The following is a 14,689-nucleotide window of genomic DNA, read 5'->3' as shown; positions in this document are numbered from 1 at the left end:
CTCAGCGGCTCGCTTGCAGCAAGTGCTCGACCTGCGCCAGGCGCTCGTGGGTGCCGACATCCACCCACTGCCCCTGCAGCCGCTCGCCGGAAACCCGGCCCTGGGCCATGGCCTCGCGCAACAGCGGCGCAAGCTTGAACGCACCCTCGGTGCAGCCGGCAAACAGCTGCGGGTGCAACACGGCAATGCCGCTGTAGGTCAGGGTTGGCGCACCAGGTCGAGCATCCTGTACTTGCCCGTCGGCCAGAGTGAAATCGCCATTCGGGTGATGCTCCGGGTTGTCAGCCAGCACCAGATGCGCCAGGCCGGCAAGGGGTTGGCGCAGGCGACTGAAATCGTAGTCGCTCCAAATGTCGCCGTTGACCACCACAAAGGCTTCGTCACCCAGCAACAGCAAGGCACGGAAAATCCCGCCGCCGGTCTCCAGCGGCTCACCTTCCGGCGAATACTGGATCGTCAGGCCAAAACGCGAACCGTCGCCCAGGTGGTCTTCGATCTGCTGGCCCAGCCACGCATGGTTGATCACCACTTCAGTGAAGCCCGCCGCAGCCAGGGCCTTGAGGTGATACTCGATCAACGGCACGCCGCCCACGCGCACCAGCGGCTTGGGGGTAGTCAGGGTCAAGGGCCGCATACGCTCGCCCTTGCCGGCCGCGAGAATCATCGCCTTCATTGCGCAACTCCGGCGGATGGACGCAGGCTGGCCAGCAACTCGGCCAATGGCGCCAGTTCCGGCCGACGCGCCACGACCGCTTCTATATAGGCAAAGAAACGCGGCACATCGGTCAGGTAGCGCGGCTTGCCGTCACGGTGGCAGATACGGGCGAAGATCCCGATCACCTTCAAATGCCGCTGCACGCCCATCAGGTCGCTGGCGCGCAGGAAGTCTTCGAAGTCCGGTTGCACTGGAATATTGAGCGCGCCGGCCTGCTGCCAGTAATCCTCCAGCCAACCACGAACGCGCGCCTGCGGCCAACTGAGGAAAGCATCCTTGAACAGGCAGGTCACGTCATAGGTCACGGGGCCATAGACCGCGTCCTGGAAATCCAGCACACCGGGGTTGGGCTGGCTGAGCATCAGGTTGCGCGGCATGTAGTCACGGTGCACCAGCACTTTTGGCTGGGCGAGCGCGCTGTCGATCAGCAGGTCGCTGGCCTGCTGCCACAAGACTTGCTGCTGGGCATCGAACTCGATTTTCAGCTCACGCTTGACGTACCACTCGGGGAACAACTCGAGCTCCCGGCGCAACAGCGCCACGTCATAGCTGGGCAGTGGCGCGACCATCGGCAACTGCTGGAAAGCCAGCAACGCCTGCAAGGCGTCCTTGAACAGATCATCGGCATTTTCGCCATTGATCACGTCCAGATAGGTCTGGTTGCCCAGGTCATTGAGCAAAAGAAAGCCGCGCTCGAGGTCCTCGGCGTAGATTTTCGGCACGTTGATACCGGATTTACCCAGCAAAAAAGCGATATCGACGAAGGGTTTGCAGTTTTCCTGCGGCGGCGGCGCGTCCATCACGACAAAGCTCCTGCCCTCGCCCTCCCAGCGGAAGTAACGGCGGAAACTCGCGTCGCTGCTGGCGGCGGTCAAGGTGCCCGAGGGCACGGCTCCCCAGCCTTCGTTGGCAAAAACCGTTGCCAACTGTTCATCGAGCCAAACTTTCAGGTGTTGCAAGCGTACATCTTGGTCAGGCATTGCAAGGGTCTCCGACGGCGCTAGCCGTCAAGCGGGTCATGCTTTATTATCCAGCATCTTTTTCAGACCATCGAGAGGCGTGCGGCCCACACCGCGGGCAGATGGCACGCAGGAAGCCCGGACTAATAAGATGGCATTGAAATCCCCCGCGTTTCGTAAAAAATTTCCGTTGTTGGTCACCGGCAGTCTGCTGGCCCTGCAACCACTCGCCACTTCCTTCGTGGTCGCCGCGGAACAGTATGACTGCTCAGTCTCTGCTTCGGGTGCCTGGAATTGCGCCCCCAAAGCCAACGCCGCCCAACTGCCTCCGCGCCCGGTACATGATGCCAGCGCAGTCAGCTCGGAGAACGGATCGGCGACCGAGACCACTGTCGACGGCGATACCGCCGACAAGCCGGTACTGGTCACCGAAGCCAAGGGCCGTGGCCTGAAGTCACGCAGCGCCGACTACAGTCACCTCGACTGGGTCCCGCGTGAACAGCTCACCGCTGCGCAACTGGCTGAAACCGGTCCTTATTGCTCGGGTGCCTACGTCGAACCGACGCGTCCTGGCATGAATGACAAGACGAACAAAAGCGACGCGCCGACCTTTATCGGTGCCAAGGCCTCTCGTTATCAGCAAGACCAGCAGATCGCCAGCCTCGCCGGTGACGTGGTCATGCGCCAGGGCAGCATGCAGGTCGAGGCCGACGAGGCCAACCTGTACCAGGCCGAGAACCGCGGTGAACTCAGCGGCAACGTGCGGGTACGCGACAACGGTGCACTGATCGTCGGCGACCACGCCGATGTGCAGCTCGACACCGGCGAAGCCAAGGTCGACAACGCCGAATACGTGATGCACAAATCCCGCGTGCGCGGTAACGCGCTGTACGCCAAGCGTGCCGAGAACGCGATCATCCGCCTCAAGGATGGTACGTACACCACGTGCGAGCCGAACAGCAACGCCTGGCAGCTCAAGGGCAACAACATCACCCTGAACCCGGCGACCGGCTTCGGCACCGCGACCAACGTGACCCTGCGGGTCAAGGACATTCCAGTCCTGTACACCCCGTATATCTACTTCCCGATCGACGACCGTCGCCAGTCCGGCTTCCTGCCGCCGACCATCGGCAGTGGCAGCGACACCGGGATGATGTTGGTCACCCCGTACTACTTCAACCTGGCACCGAACTACGACGCCACGTTGTACCCGCGCTACATGAGCAAGCGCGGCCTGTTGATGGAAGGCGAATTCCGCTACCTGACCGAATCGAGCGAAGGTCAGTTCGGTGCCGCCTACCTGAACGACGAAGACGACGACCGCAAGCTGCAGTCCGACTACGAAAAAACCCGCTACATGTACAACTGGCAGCACAAGGGTGGCCTGGATTCGCGGGTCATGACTGAAGTCGACTACACCAAGATCAGCGATCCTTACTACTTCCAGGATCTGCAAACCGATCAACTGGGTGTGAAGAGCGTTTCCGACTACGCCAACCAGCAGGGTGCCGTCAGCTACCGGGGTGACACCTACACCGCGCGCGTCAATGCCCAGGCCTTCCAGATGGCGTCGGTGTCCAACCTCACGCCGTACGACCGCCTGCCGCAGATCACCTTCAACGGTTTCCTGCCGCAAACACCGGGCGGGCTGAACTTCGCCTACCAGACAGAACTCGTGCGCTTTGACCGGGATCTGCAAAACGGCGATTTCGTGGATGAGAATGGCGTTGCATCGCCGCGCCTGGACAACAACATCCAGGGCCTGGCACGTGCCACCGGTGATCGCCTGAACCTCGCGCCTTCGGTCAGTTTGCCACTTGATTGGACCTACGGCTTCGTCAAGCCAACGCTCAAGTACCAGTACACCCAGTACCAACTGGACCTGGACAGCATCGGCAAGAGCCAGATCGCAGCGCAGAATGCGGCGGCTGCCGCAGCCGGGACAGACAACGTCAACGGCCAGTTCGACAGCAACCAGAACCGTGGCGTGCCGATCGCCAGCATCGACAGCGGCCTGTACTTCGACCGCAACACCCAGTGGTTCGGCAAGAACTACCGCCAGACCCTGGAGCCCCGCCTGTTCTACCTCTATGTTCCAGAGAAGAACCAGGAAGACATTCCAGTGTTCGACACCAGCGAATACACCTTCAACTACGCCTCGCTGTTCCGCGACAACCGCTTCTCGGGCTCCGACCGTGTCGGTGACGAGAACAAGCTGTCGCTGGGCGTGACCAACCGCTGGATCGAAGACAACGGTTTCGAGCGTCAACGCATCAGCGTCGGCCAGGCCCTGTACTTCAAGGACCGCGAAGTCCAGCTGCCGGGTATCGATGCAAAAGACCGCAAGGATGCTCAATCGAACGTCTCGCCTTACGCCCTGGAATACGAATACCGCTGGAACCGCGATTGGCGCACCACCGCCGACTACAACTGGGACCCGGACAGCCGCAGCCCTCGCTCGGGCAGCGCGATGTTCCACTACCAGCCTGAAGACAACCCGAACAAGGTTATCAACGCCGGCTATCGCTATCGCAACGACCAGGTGATCTACAACCAGAACACCGGTAAATGGCAGTTCGGCGGCGACTATGGCACTCCGGGTCAGCCTGGCTACGTGAAGGACTACTACAAGATCCAACAGCACGACTTCTCGGTTATCTGGCCAGTCGTGCCGCAATGGAACGCCATCAGCCGCTGGCAGTACGACTACAACCGCAACCGTACGCTGGAAGCCTTTGGTGGTTTCGAATATGACAACTGCTGCTGGAAACTGCGCCTGATCAACCGTTACTGGGTTTCCTACGACGAATTCAGTCAGGAAGCCCCGCAAAACGAGAAAGGCGACCACGGCATCTTCCTCCAAATTGTTCTGAAAGGTCTCGGTGGCGTTGTTGGCACCAAAGTAGAGAGCTTCCTCGACAAAGGCATCCAAGGTTATCGTGAACGTGAAGACCAAGCTTTCTGATTGTCTGCGCCCGCTGATGCTGGGCGCGCTGTTCCTGAGTACCGCGGCCAGCGCCGCGGTGCAGTCCATCGACAAGGTCGTGGCCATCGTCGATAACGACGTGGTCATGCAAAGCCAACTGGACCAGCGGGTTCATGAAGTCCAGCAAACCATCGCCAAGCGCGGCTCTGCCGTGCCACCGGCCAACGTACTGGAACAGCAGGTACTGGAACGCCTGATCGTCGAAAACCTGCAACTGCAGATCGGCGAGCGCTCCGGCATCCGCATTACCGATGAAGAGCTGAACCAGGCGATCGGCACCATTGCCCAGCGCAACAACATGACCGTGGACCAGTTCCGCGCCGCCCTGTCCCGCGACGGCCTGTCTTATGAAGACGCTCGCGAACAGGTGCGCCGTGAAATGATCATCAGCCGTGTGCGTCAACGCCGTGTCGCCGAGCGCATCCAGGTGTCCGAGCAGGAAGTGAAAAACTTCCTGGCCTCCGACCTGGGCAAAATGCAACTCTCCGAAGAGCTGCACCTGGCCAATATCCTGATTCCTACCCCGGAAAGTGCCAACTCCGAAGCGATTCAGAGCGCTGCCCGCCAGGCCATGGACATCTACCAGCAACTCAAGCAAGGCGCTGACTTCGCCCAACTGGCAATCGCCCGTTCGGCCAGCGACAACGCCCTGGAAGGCGGTGACATGGGCTGGCGTAAAGCCGCGCAACTGCCACCACCGTTCGATCGCGAGCTGAGTGCCATGGCCGTGGGTGACGTCACCCAGCCAGCGCGCACGCCAGGCGGCTTCATCATTCTCAAGCTGCTGGAGAAACGCGGCGGCGGTAATCAGGTGCGTGACGAAGTCCACGTGCGTCATATCCTGATCAAGCCAAGCGAAATCCGCAGCGAAGCCGAAACCAAGCGCCTGGCCGAGAAGCTCTACGAGCGCATCGAAGCCGGCGAAGACTTTGCCGAACTGGCGAAAAGCTACTCGGAAGACCCAGGTTCGGCGCTCAACGGCGGCGACCTGAACTGGATCGACCCGAACGCCCTGGTGCCGGAATTCCGCGCGGTCATGGACAAGACGCCGCAAGGCACCCTGTCCAAACCGTTCAAGAGCCCATACGGCTGGCACGTACTGGAAGTCCTTGGCCGTCGCGCCACCGACAGCACCACCCAGGCGCGCGAACAGCAGGCAATGACCGTGCTGCGTAACCGCAAATACGATGAAGAGCTGCAAACCTGGTTGCGTCAGATCCGTGACGAAGCCTACGTTGAAATCAAGCTCCCTGGCGCCGACCAGGCAGCGCAGTGAAGCCCAAACGCTTCGCGCTGACACCCGGTGAACCAGCCGGCATAGGTCCCGACCTGTGCCTGCTGCTCGCCTCGCAAGCACAGCCACACCCCCTGATTGCCATTACCAGCCGCGACCTGCTCCTTGAGCGGGCCGCGCAGTTGGGCGTGGCGGTCGATGTCATCAGCGTGAGCCCTGGCCAGTGGCCGAACGCGCCGGCACCGGCCAACAGCCTGTATGTCTGGGACACACCGCTCAAGGCACCGGTCGTTGCCGGGCAATTGGACCAGGCCAATGCGGCCTTTGTCCTGGAAACCCTGACCCGCGCCGGCCAAGGCTGCATGAGCGGCGACTTCGCCGGGATGATCACCGCGCCGGTGCACAAGGGCGTGATCAACGAGTCGGGAATCGCCTTCTCCGGGCACACCGAATTCCTCGCTGACCTGACCCACACCGCCCAAGTGGTGATGATGCTTGCCACACGCGGCCTGCGGGTCGCCCTGGTGACCACCCACTTGCCACTGCGCGAGATTGCCGATGCAATCACCCCTGATCGCCTGGAACGCGTGACGCGGATCCTGCACAGCGACCTGCAACAAAAATTCGGCATTGCCCAGCCACGCATCCTCGTCTGCGGGCTCAACCCGCACGCCGGTGAAGGCGGACATCTGGGCCATGAAGAAATCGATATCATCGAACCCACCCTTGAGCGTCTGCGATCCGAAGGCATGGACCTGCGTGGCCCCTTGCCCGCCGACACTCTGTTTACCCCCAAATATCTGGAGCACTGCGACGCAGTGCTGGCGATGTACCACGACCAGGGCCTGCCCGTGCTGAAGTACAAAGGCTTCGGCGCAGCAGTCAACGTGACCCTAGGCCTGCCGATCATCCGCACCTCCGTCGACCATGGTACCGCCCTGGACCTGGCGGGCAGCGGACGGATCGACACCGGCAGCCTGCAAGTCGCCCTGGAAACCGCCTATCAGATGGCCGAGACCCGTTTATGACCGAGCATTACCAACACCGTGCGCGCAAGCGCTTCGGCCAGAACTTTCTGCACGACGCCGGGGTGATTGACCGCATCCTGCGCTCCATTCACGCCAAGGCCGACGACCGCCTGCTGGAAATCGGCCCGGGCCAGGGCGCACTGACCAAGGGCCTGCTCAACAGCGGCGCGCAGTTGGACGTGGTGGAACTGGACAAGGACCTGATCCCGATCCTCAACGACCAATTCGCCGGCAAGAGCAATTTCAACCTGCACCAGGGCGATGCGCTGAAGTTCGACTTCAACACCCTCAACGCCGCGCCCAACAGCCTGCGGGTGGTCGGCAACCTGCCCTACAACATCTCCACACCGCTGATTTTCCACCTGCTGAACAACGCCGGGATCATCCGCGACATGCACTTCATGCTGCAGAAGGAAGTGGTCGAGCGTCTGGCGGCCGGTCCTGGCGGCGGTGATTGGGGCCGCTTGTCGATCATGGTTCAGTACCATTGCCGTGTGGAACACCTGTTCAACGTCGGTCCTGGCGCGTTCAATCCGCCGCCGAAAGTCGACTCGGCGATCGTGCGCCTGGTGCCCCATGCCGTCCTTCCGCACCCGGCCAAGGATCACCGCCTGCTCGAGCGCGTCGTTCGCGAAGCCTTCAACCAGCGGCGCAAGACCCTGCGCAACACCCTCAAGGCGTTGCTGAGCAACGCCGAAATCGAAGCCGCCGGCGTCGATGGCGGCCTGCGCCCGGAACAACTCGACCTGGCAGCCTTCGTGCGCCTGGCCGACAAGCTCAGCGAGCAAGTCGCCGAGCAGCCTGCCGCTATCTGACCGGCTGCACGCGTGATCGGGTAGGACACCAGCCCCTCAGTCTGGTTTACTACCCGATACTTGGCCTAGACTGCTGCATATCAGTCACGCCCCGCGTCCCGCTTTGCTTTTAAGGCCTTCTTGCATGTCCGATCCTCGTTATCAGGTCGACGTCAGCGTCGTCACCCGCTTCCTGGCAGAACAGTCGCAACCCGAGCAGAACCGTTTCGCCTTCGCCTACACCATTACCGTCCAGAACAACGGCCTGCTGCCGGCCAAACTGCTCTCACGGCATTGGGTGATTACCGATGGCGACGGCCATGTCGAAGAGGTGCGCGGCGCCGGCGTGGTCGGTCAGCAGCCGCTGATTGCTGCGGGCCAGAGCCACACCTACAGCAGCGGCACCGTGATGACCACCCGCGTAGGCAACATGCAGGGCAGCTACCAGATGCTCGCCGAAGACGGCAAGCACTTCGACGCCGTCATCGCGCCTTTCCGCCTCGCAGTGCCCGGAGCCCTGCACTGATGGCAACCTACGCGGTCGGTGACCTGCAGGGCTGCCTCGAGCCACTCAAGTGCCTGCTCGAGCAAGTCGCCTTCGACCCGCAAACGGACCGCCTGTGGCTGGTCGGTGACCTGGTCAACCGCGGCCCGCAATCCCTGGAAACCCTGCGCTTCCTCTACAGCATCCGCCAGTCGCTGGTGTGCGTGCTGGGCAACCACGACCTGCACCTGCTGGCCGCCGGGCACAACATCGAGCGCCTGAAGAAAAACGACACCCTGCGTGAAATCCTCGAGGCGCCGGATCGCAAGGAATTGCTCGACTGGTTGCGTCAGCAGAAGCTGATGCACTACGACGAGATTCGTGAAATTGCCCTGGTGCATGCCGGCATTCCGCCGCAGTGGTCTCTTCGCAAGGCCCTGAAATGCGCCGCCGAAGTCGAAGCAGCCTTGCGCGATGACAACCTCTTTGCGCCCTATCTCGATGGCATGTACGGCAATGAGCCAGCGAAATGGAACAGCGACCTCAAGGGCGTGACTCGCCTGAGAGTGATCACCAACTATTTCACCCGCATGCGTTTTTGCACCAGCGAGGGCAAGCTTGATCTAAAGGGCAAGGAAGGCGCCGACACCGCGCCACCCGGTTACGCGCCCTGGTTCAAGTACAAAGAGCGCAAGACCCGCGGCCTGAAGATCATTTTCGGTCACTGGGCAGCGCTCGAAGGCCAGTGCGACGAGCCCGGCATCATCGCCCTCGATACCGGATGCGTTTGGGGGGGTGCCATGACCCTGATGAACATTGACACCGGCGTACGCCTCAGCTGCAAATGCGATGAGCACGGTCACCTGGCACCACCCGTCGCCTCACCTGCCCCCGAACCCCAGTCGGCCAGCGCCAAGCGCTAGGCTGCACTTTCAGCCTGGACCCAGGAACCCGCCATGAGCGAATTCAAACGTATTCCCCCCGAACAAGCCCAAGCCCTGCGTGAAAAAGGTGCAGTGGTGGTCGACGTCCGCGATCCTGCGACCTTTGCCGCCCTGCACATCAGCGGCTCGAAGCACCTGGACAACCACTCCCTGCACGCCTTCATCACGGCCGCCGACCTCGATGCACCGACTGTGGTGGTCTGCTACCACGGCAACTCCAGCCAGGGCGCCGCGGCCTATCTGGTCAGCCAGGGATTTTCTGACGTCTATAGCCTGGACGGCGGCTTCGAACTGTGGCGTACGACTTATCCTTCGGACACTGCGCAAGGCACTGCCGAATAATTTTTTTCAGCGCTCCAGCCCACGCCTGCCGTGGGCTGACGAACGGTCGTACACAACAAATCACGCATTGCCCCTTTACCTCCCGGATTACCAACTATCCTTAGCCTCAGGCCATCCAAAACAGGGGAGAGCCGGTACACCGGCGAGCGGGTCATCGGGAGTAGCTTTCAGGGTTGATAGCTTTGAAGGTGTTCTGGGGGGATAAAAAACAGCCGATATTTCAGCTGTTTACCAGCATCGACTGATTGATCCGACGTCGGCTCCACGTATCGAGCGAGGTGACGTCATGAGTATCTTTAGCCACTTCCAACAACGCTTCGAGTCCACACGCCAGGAAGAATTCTCGCTGCAGGAGTACCTGGAGCTCTGCAAACAGGACCGCAGCGCCTACGTATCTGCCGCCGAGCGTCTGCTGCTGGCAATCGGCGAGCCGGAACTGCTCGACACTTCGACCAACTCGAGGCTGTCGCGCATCTTCTCCAACAAGGTGATCCGCCGCTACCCGGCCTTTGAAGACTTCCACGGGATGGAAGAATGCATTGACCAGATCGTCTCCTACTTCCGCCATGCCGCCCAAGGCCTGGAAGAGAAGAAGCAAATCCTCTACCTGCTGGGCCCGGTCGGCGGCGGCAAGTCGTCCCTCGCGGAAAAACTCAAGCAACTGATCGAGAAAGTGCCTTTCTATGCCATCAAGGGTTCTCCGGTGTTCGAGTCGCCCCTGGGGTTGTTCAATGCCACCGAGGACGGCGCGATCCTCGAGGAGGATTTCGGCATTCCACGGCGCTACCTGAACACCATCATGTCGCCTTGGGCAACCAAGCGCCTGTCTGAATTCGGTGGTGATATCAGCCAGTTCCGCGTGGTCAAGCTCTACCCTTCGATCCTCAACCAGATTGCCGTGGCCAAGACCGAACCTGGCGACGAGAACAACCAGGACATCTCGGCGCTGGTGGGCAAGGTCGATATCCGCAAGCTCGAAGAATTCCCGCAAAACGACGCCGACGCCTACAGCTACTCGGGCGCCCTGTGCCGGGCCAACCAGGGCCTGATGGAATTCGTCGAAATGTTCAAGGCGCCCATCAAGGTCCTGCACCCGCTGCTGACCGCCACCCAGGAGGGCAACTACAACAGTACCGAAGGCCTGGGCGCGATTCCGTTCACCGGGATCCTGCTGGCCCACTCCAACGAATCGGAGTGGCACACCTTCCGCAACAACAAGAACAACGAAGCGTTCATCGACCGGATCTACATCGTCAAGGTGCCTTACTGCCTGCGCGTCAGCGATGAAGTGAAAATCTACGACAAACTGCTGTTCAACAGCTCCCTGGCCAAGGCCCATTGCGCGCCCGACACCCTGAAGATGCTCGCCCAGTTCACCGTGCTGTCGCGCCTCAAGGAGCCGGAGAACTCCAACATCTATTCGAAAATGCGCGTGTACGACGGCGAAAATCTCAAGGACACCGATCCGAAGGCCAAGTCGATCCAGGAATACCGCGACAGTGCCGGCGTCGACGAGGGCATGAACGGCCTGTCGACCCGCTTTGCCTTCAAGATCCTGTCGAAAGTCTTCAACTTCGATCCGCACGAAATCGCCGCCAACCCGGTGCACCTGCTGTACGTGCTGGAACAACAGATCGAACAGGAGCAGTTCCAGGCGGAAACTCGCGAGCGTTACCTGCGCTTCCTCAAGGAGTACCTGGCACCGCGCTACATCGAGTTCATCGGCAAGGAAATCCAGACGGCGTACCTGGAGTCCTACAGCGAGTACGGGCAGAACATCTTCGACCGCTACGTGCTCTACGCCGATTTCTGGATCCAGGACCAGGAGTACCGCGACCCGGAAACCGGCGAGATCCTCAACCGCGTAGCGCTCAACGAGGAACTGGAAAAAATCGAGAAACCGGCGGGCATCAGCAATCCGAAGGATTTCCGCAACGAAATCGTCAACTTCGTCCTGCGCGCCCGTGCCAACAACAACGGCAAGAATCCGACCTGGCTCAGCTACGAGAAACTGCGGGTGGTCATCGAGAAGAAAATGTTCTCGAATACCGAGGACCTGCTGCCAGTCATCAGCTTCAATGCCAAGGCGAGCAAAGAGGACCAACAAAAACACAACGATTTCGTCACCCGGATGGTCGAGCGCGGCTACACCGACAAACAGGTGCGGCTGTTGTCTGAATGGTATCTGAGGGTCCGGAAGTCGCAGTGACGCGGCTGCAAGCTTCTAGCCACAAGCTGCAAGGGAAAGCCGGTGAAACGGTACCTCCACTTGCAGCTTGAAGCTTACGACTTGAAGCTCCCCGGAGGGGCCTATGAGCTATGTGATCGACCGACGTCTCAATGGCAAGAACAAGAGCACGGTAAACCGCCAGCGTTTCCTGCGGCGCTACCGTGACCACATCAAAAAGGCCGTCGAAGAGGCGGTGAGCCGGCGCTCCATCACCGACATGGAGCATGGCGAACAGATCAGTATTCCCGGGCGGGACATCGACGAGCCGGTGCTTCACCACGGTCGCGGTGGCAAACAGACCGTCGTTCACCCTGGCAACAAGGAGTTCACCAGCGGCGAACACATCGCCCGACCACAAGGCGGCGGGGGCGGCAAGGGTCCGGGCAAGGCCGGCAATTCCGGCGAAGGCATGGACGAGTTCGTCTTCCAGATTACCCAGGAAGAATTCCTCGAATTCATGTTCGAGGACCTCGAATTGCCGAACCTGGTCAAACGCAACCTGACTGGCACCGACACCTTCAAGACCGTACGCGCGGGCATCAGCAACGAGGGCAACCCGTCGCGGATCAACATTATCCGCACCCTGCGCTCAGCCCACGCACGGCGCATCGCCCTGTCGGGCAGCAGCCGCGCAAAACTGCGCGAGGCCAAAGAAGAGTTGGCGCGACTCAAGCAGGAAGAACCAGACAACTTCGGCGATATTCAGGAAATCGAAGCGGAAATCGAACGCCTGAGCGCGCGCATTCACCGCGTGCCGTTCCTCGACACGTTCGACCTCAAGTACAACCTGCTGATCAAGCAGCCCAACCCCAGTTCCAAGGCGGTGATGTTCTGCCTGATGGACGTTTCCGGCTCCATGACCCAGGCGACCAAGGACATCGCCAAACGCTTTTTCATCCTCTTGTACCTGTTCCTGAAACGGAACTACGACAAGATCGATGTGGTTTTCATCCGCCACCACACCAGCGCCCGCGAAGTGGACGAGGAAGAGTTTTTCTACTCTCGGGAGACCGGCGGCACTATTGTCTCCAGTGCCTTGAAACTGATGCAGGAGATCATGGCCGAACGCTACCCAAGCAACGACTGGAACATCTATGCCGCCCAGGCTTCCGACGGCGACAACTGGAACGACGACTCACCGATCTGCCGCGACATCCTGATCAACCAGATCATGCCTTTCGTGCAGTACTACACTTACGTGGAGATTACCCCACGCGAACATCAGGCCCTGTGGTACGAGTACGAGCGAATCGCCGAAGCCTTTTCCGACACATTTGCCCAGCAGCAGCTGGTTTCGGCCGGGGATATCTATCCGGTCTTCCGTGAACTCTTCCAGCGCAGGTTAGTGACATGACCGCCAAAGAGCAGAAGCGCCAACCCATCTCCACGGGCTCCGAATGGACATTCGAGCTCATCCAGGCCTACGACCGCGAAATCAGCCGTATCGCGGCCCGCTATGCGCTGGACACCTATCCCAACCAGATCGAGGTGATCACCGCCGAGCAAATGATGGACGCCTACGCGTCCGTCGGCATGCCGCTGGGCTACCACCACTGGTCCTATGGCAAGCATTTCCTCAGCACCGAGAAATCCTACAGCCGCGGGCAAATGGGCCTGGCCTACGAAATCGTCATCAACTCCGACCCCTGCATCGCCTACCTGATGGAGGAAAACACCATCTGCATGCAGGCACTGGTGGTGGCGCATGCCTGCTACGGCCATAACAGCTTCTTCAAGGGCAACTACCTGTTCCGCACCTGGACCGACGCCAGTTCGATCATCGACTACCTGGTTTTTGCCAAGCAGTACATCATGCAGTGCGAGGAGCGCCACGGCATCGATGCCGTCGAGGACCTGCTGGACTCCTGCCACGCCCTGATGAACTACGGCGTCGACCGTTACAAGCGTCCTTATCCGATTTCCGCCGAAGAAGAGCGGCGTCGGCAGAAGGATCGCGAAGAGCACCTGCAAAAGCAGATCAATGACCTGTGGCGCACCATTCCCAAGGGCGCCGACAAGTACAACGAAAAAGACAACGCACGTTTTCCCGCCGAACCGCAGGAAAACATCCTCTACTTCATCGAAAAACACGCTCCGCTGCTCGAACCCTGGCAGCGGGAAATCGTGCGCATCGTGCGCAAGATCGCCCAGTACTTTTATCCACAGCGCCAGACCCAGGTGATGAACGAAGGCTGGGCCACGTTCTGGCACTACACCCTGATGAACGACCTGTACGACGAAGGCCTGGTGACCGACGGCTTCATGATGGAATTCCTCACCTCCCACACCAGCGTAGTCTTCCAGCCAGGGTTCGACAGTCCGTACTACAGTGGCATCAACCCGTACACCCTCGGCTTTGCCATGTACCGCGACATTCGGCGCATGTGTGAAGAACCCACCGAAGAGGATTACCGCTGGTTCCCGGAAATCGCCGGGACCGATTGGCTCTCGGCTATCAAGTTCGCCATGAGCAGCTTCAAGGATGAGAGCTTCATCCTGCAGTACCTGTCACCCAAGGTGATACGCGACCTGAAGCTGTTCAGCATCCTCGATGACGATCAGAAGGACGACCTGCTGGTGCCGGCCATCCACGACGAGGAAGGCTATCGAACCATTCGCGAAACCCTGGCCGCGCAATACAACCTGGGTAACCGCGAACCCAACGTGCAGATCTACAGCATCGACCGCCGGGGCGATCGTTCGCTGACCCTGCGCCATCAACAGCACGACCGCAAACCGCTGGGAGAATCGACCGAGGAAGTCCTCAAGCACCTGCACCGCCTGTGGGGCTTCGATATTCACCTGGAAACCCTGCAAGGCGACCAGATCATGAAAACCCATCACGTCCCACCCAGGACCGAACACAGCGAGAACGATTACGGCCGCCTCGACCTGGCCGTCATCCATCTTTGAAACCATCGGAGCCTCCGTTGACTCGGCGCAAGGGTTATCCTGTCGAGCTAACGGAGGTTT

Annotated in this window: 12 protein-coding genes; 10 read left to right on the top strand and 2 right to left on the bottom strand. The window is 60.4% G+C overall.

All coding sequences use genetic code 11. The features are described 5' to 3' along the window. Nucleotide 1: 1 nt before the first annotated feature. A complete protein-coding gene (gene murU / locus ACZYR5_RS07415) occupies nucleotides 2-673 on the bottom strand; it encodes an N-acetylmuramate alpha-1-phosphate uridylyltransferase MurU (protein WP_489088512.1) in 672 nt (223 codons plus the stop codon). Beyond that, entirely contained in the window at nucleotides 670-1,695 is a 1,026-nt protein-coding gene (locus ACZYR5_RS07410) for an aminoglycoside phosphotransferase family protein (protein WP_489088513.1), read from the bottom strand. The genes murU and ACZYR5_RS07410 overlap by 4 nt, the downstream gene beginning before the upstream one ends. A 130-nt stretch (nucleotides 1,696-1,825) precedes the next feature. On the opposite strand from ACZYR5_RS07410, the gene ACZYR5_RS07405 reads away from it, so the two are divergent. The 10 genes from ACZYR5_RS07405 to ACZYR5_RS07360 all read left to right on the top strand — a co-directional run bounded on the left by ACZYR5_RS07405 (nucleotide 1,826) and on the right by ACZYR5_RS07360 (nucleotide 14,629). Beyond that, complete coding sequence (locus ACZYR5_RS07405; RefSeq protein WP_489088514.1) at nucleotides 1,826-4,639, top strand: LPS-assembly protein LptD; 2,814 nt, start codon at nucleotides 1,826-1,828, stop codon at nucleotides 4,637-4,639. Further along, nucleotides 4,620-5,936 carry a peptidylprolyl isomerase SurA gene (surA, locus tag ACZYR5_RS07400; protein ID WP_489088515.1) on the top strand — a complete coding sequence of 439 codons (1,317 nt, stop codon included), beginning with the start codon at nucleotides 4,620-4,622 and terminating at the stop codon, nucleotides 5,934-5,936. Before ACZYR5_RS07405 ends, surA begins: the two co-directional genes overlap by 20 nt. Next, the gene (gene pdxA, locus ACZYR5_RS07395) at nucleotides 5,933-6,922 is read left to right on the top strand and encodes a 4-hydroxythreonine-4-phosphate dehydrogenase PdxA (RefSeq protein WP_489088516.1); all 990 of its coding nucleotides are present in this window, start codon (nucleotides 5,933-5,935) and stop codon (nucleotides 6,920-6,922) included. Before surA ends, pdxA begins: the two co-directional genes overlap by 4 nt. Beyond that, nucleotides 6,919-7,737, top strand: a complete 819-nt coding sequence (gene rsmA, locus ACZYR5_RS07390) for a 16S rRNA (adenine(1518)-N(6)/adenine(1519)-N(6))-dimethyltransferase RsmA (RefSeq protein WP_027617171.1) — start codon at nucleotides 6,919-6,921, stop codon at nucleotides 7,735-7,737. The genes pdxA and rsmA overlap by 4 nt, the downstream gene beginning before the upstream one ends. 124 nt (nucleotides 7,738-7,861) lie before the next feature. After that, nucleotides 7,862-8,242: a Co2+/Mg2+ efflux protein ApaG gene (apaG, locus tag ACZYR5_RS07385; RefSeq protein ID WP_489088517.1), complete on the top strand. Its 381-nt coding sequence runs from the start codon at nucleotides 7,862-7,864 to the stop codon at nucleotides 8,240-8,242. Further along, nucleotides 8,242-9,123, top strand: a complete 882-nt coding sequence (locus tag ACZYR5_RS07380) for a symmetrical bis(5'-nucleosyl)-tetraphosphatase (RefSeq protein WP_489088518.1) — start codon at nucleotides 8,242-8,244, stop codon at nucleotides 9,121-9,123. Before apaG ends, ACZYR5_RS07380 begins: the two co-directional genes overlap by 1 nt. A gap of 33 nt (nucleotides 9,124-9,156) precedes the next feature. Further along, nucleotides 9,157-9,486: a thiosulfate sulfurtransferase GlpE gene (gene glpE / locus ACZYR5_RS07375; protein ID WP_489088519.1), complete on the top strand. Its 330-nt coding sequence runs from the start codon at nucleotides 9,157-9,159 to the stop codon at nucleotides 9,484-9,486. Between the two features lie 286 nt (nucleotides 9,487-9,772). Further along, entirely contained in the window at nucleotides 9,773-11,695 is a 1,923-nt protein-coding gene (locus ACZYR5_RS07370) for a PrkA family serine protein kinase (RefSeq protein ID WP_310845480.1), read from the top strand. A 103-nt stretch (nucleotides 11,696-11,798) separates the two neighbouring features. Continuing rightward, the gene (locus tag ACZYR5_RS07365; protein ID WP_489088520.1) at nucleotides 11,799-13,070 is read left to right on the top strand and encodes a YeaH/YhbH family protein; all 1,272 of its coding nucleotides are present in this window, start codon (nucleotides 11,799-11,801) and stop codon (nucleotides 13,068-13,070) included. Then, nucleotides 13,067-14,629, top strand: a complete 1,563-nt coding sequence (locus ACZYR5_RS07360; protein WP_489088521.1) for a SpoVR family protein — start codon at nucleotides 13,067-13,069, stop codon at nucleotides 14,627-14,629. The genes ACZYR5_RS07365 and ACZYR5_RS07360 overlap by 4 nt, the downstream gene beginning before the upstream one ends. Nucleotides 14,630-14,689 lie beyond the last annotated feature (60 nt).

Source organism: Pseudomonas sp. F007 (genome assembly GCF_057814275.1).
The sequence above is the reverse complement of the archived record's forward strand: the minus strand, read 5'-3'. Positions and strand labels throughout refer to the sequence as shown.

Bases quoted from the DNA above. Each gene is read 5' to 3' on its own strand.
- murU (WP_489088512.1), bottom strand. From the start codon at position 673: ATGAAGGCGATGATTCTCGCGGCCGGCAAGGGCGAGCGTATGCGGCCC.
- ACZYR5_RS07410 (WP_489088513.1), bottom strand. From the start codon at position 1,695: ATGCCTGACCAAGATGTACGCTTGCAACACCTGAAAGTTTGGCTCGAT.
- ACZYR5_RS07405 (WP_489088514.1), top strand. From the start codon at position 1,826: ATGGCATTGAAATCCCCCGCGTTTCGTAAAAAATTTCCGTTGTTGGTC.
- rsmA (WP_027617171.1), top strand. From the start codon at position 6,919: ATGACCGAGCATTACCAACACCGTGCGCGCAAGCGCTTCGGCCAGAAC.
- apaG (WP_489088517.1), top strand. From the start codon at position 7,862: ATGTCCGATCCTCGTTATCAGGTCGACGTCAGCGTCGTCACCCGCTTC.
- ACZYR5_RS07380 (WP_489088518.1), top strand. From the start codon at position 8,242: ATGGCAACCTACGCGGTCGGTGACCTGCAGGGCTGCCTCGAGCCACTC.
- glpE (WP_489088519.1), top strand. From the start codon at position 9,157: ATGAGCGAATTCAAACGTATTCCCCCCGAACAAGCCCAAGCCCTGCGT.
- ACZYR5_RS07370 (WP_310845480.1), top strand. From the start codon at position 9,773: ATGAGTATCTTTAGCCACTTCCAACAACGCTTCGAGTCCACACGCCAG.
- ACZYR5_RS07365 (WP_489088520.1), top strand. From the start codon at position 11,799: ATGAGCTATGTGATCGACCGACGTCTCAATGGCAAGAACAAGAGCACG.
- ACZYR5_RS07360 (WP_489088521.1), top strand. From the start codon at position 13,067: ATGACCGCCAAAGAGCAGAAGCGCCAACCCATCTCCACGGGCTCCGAA.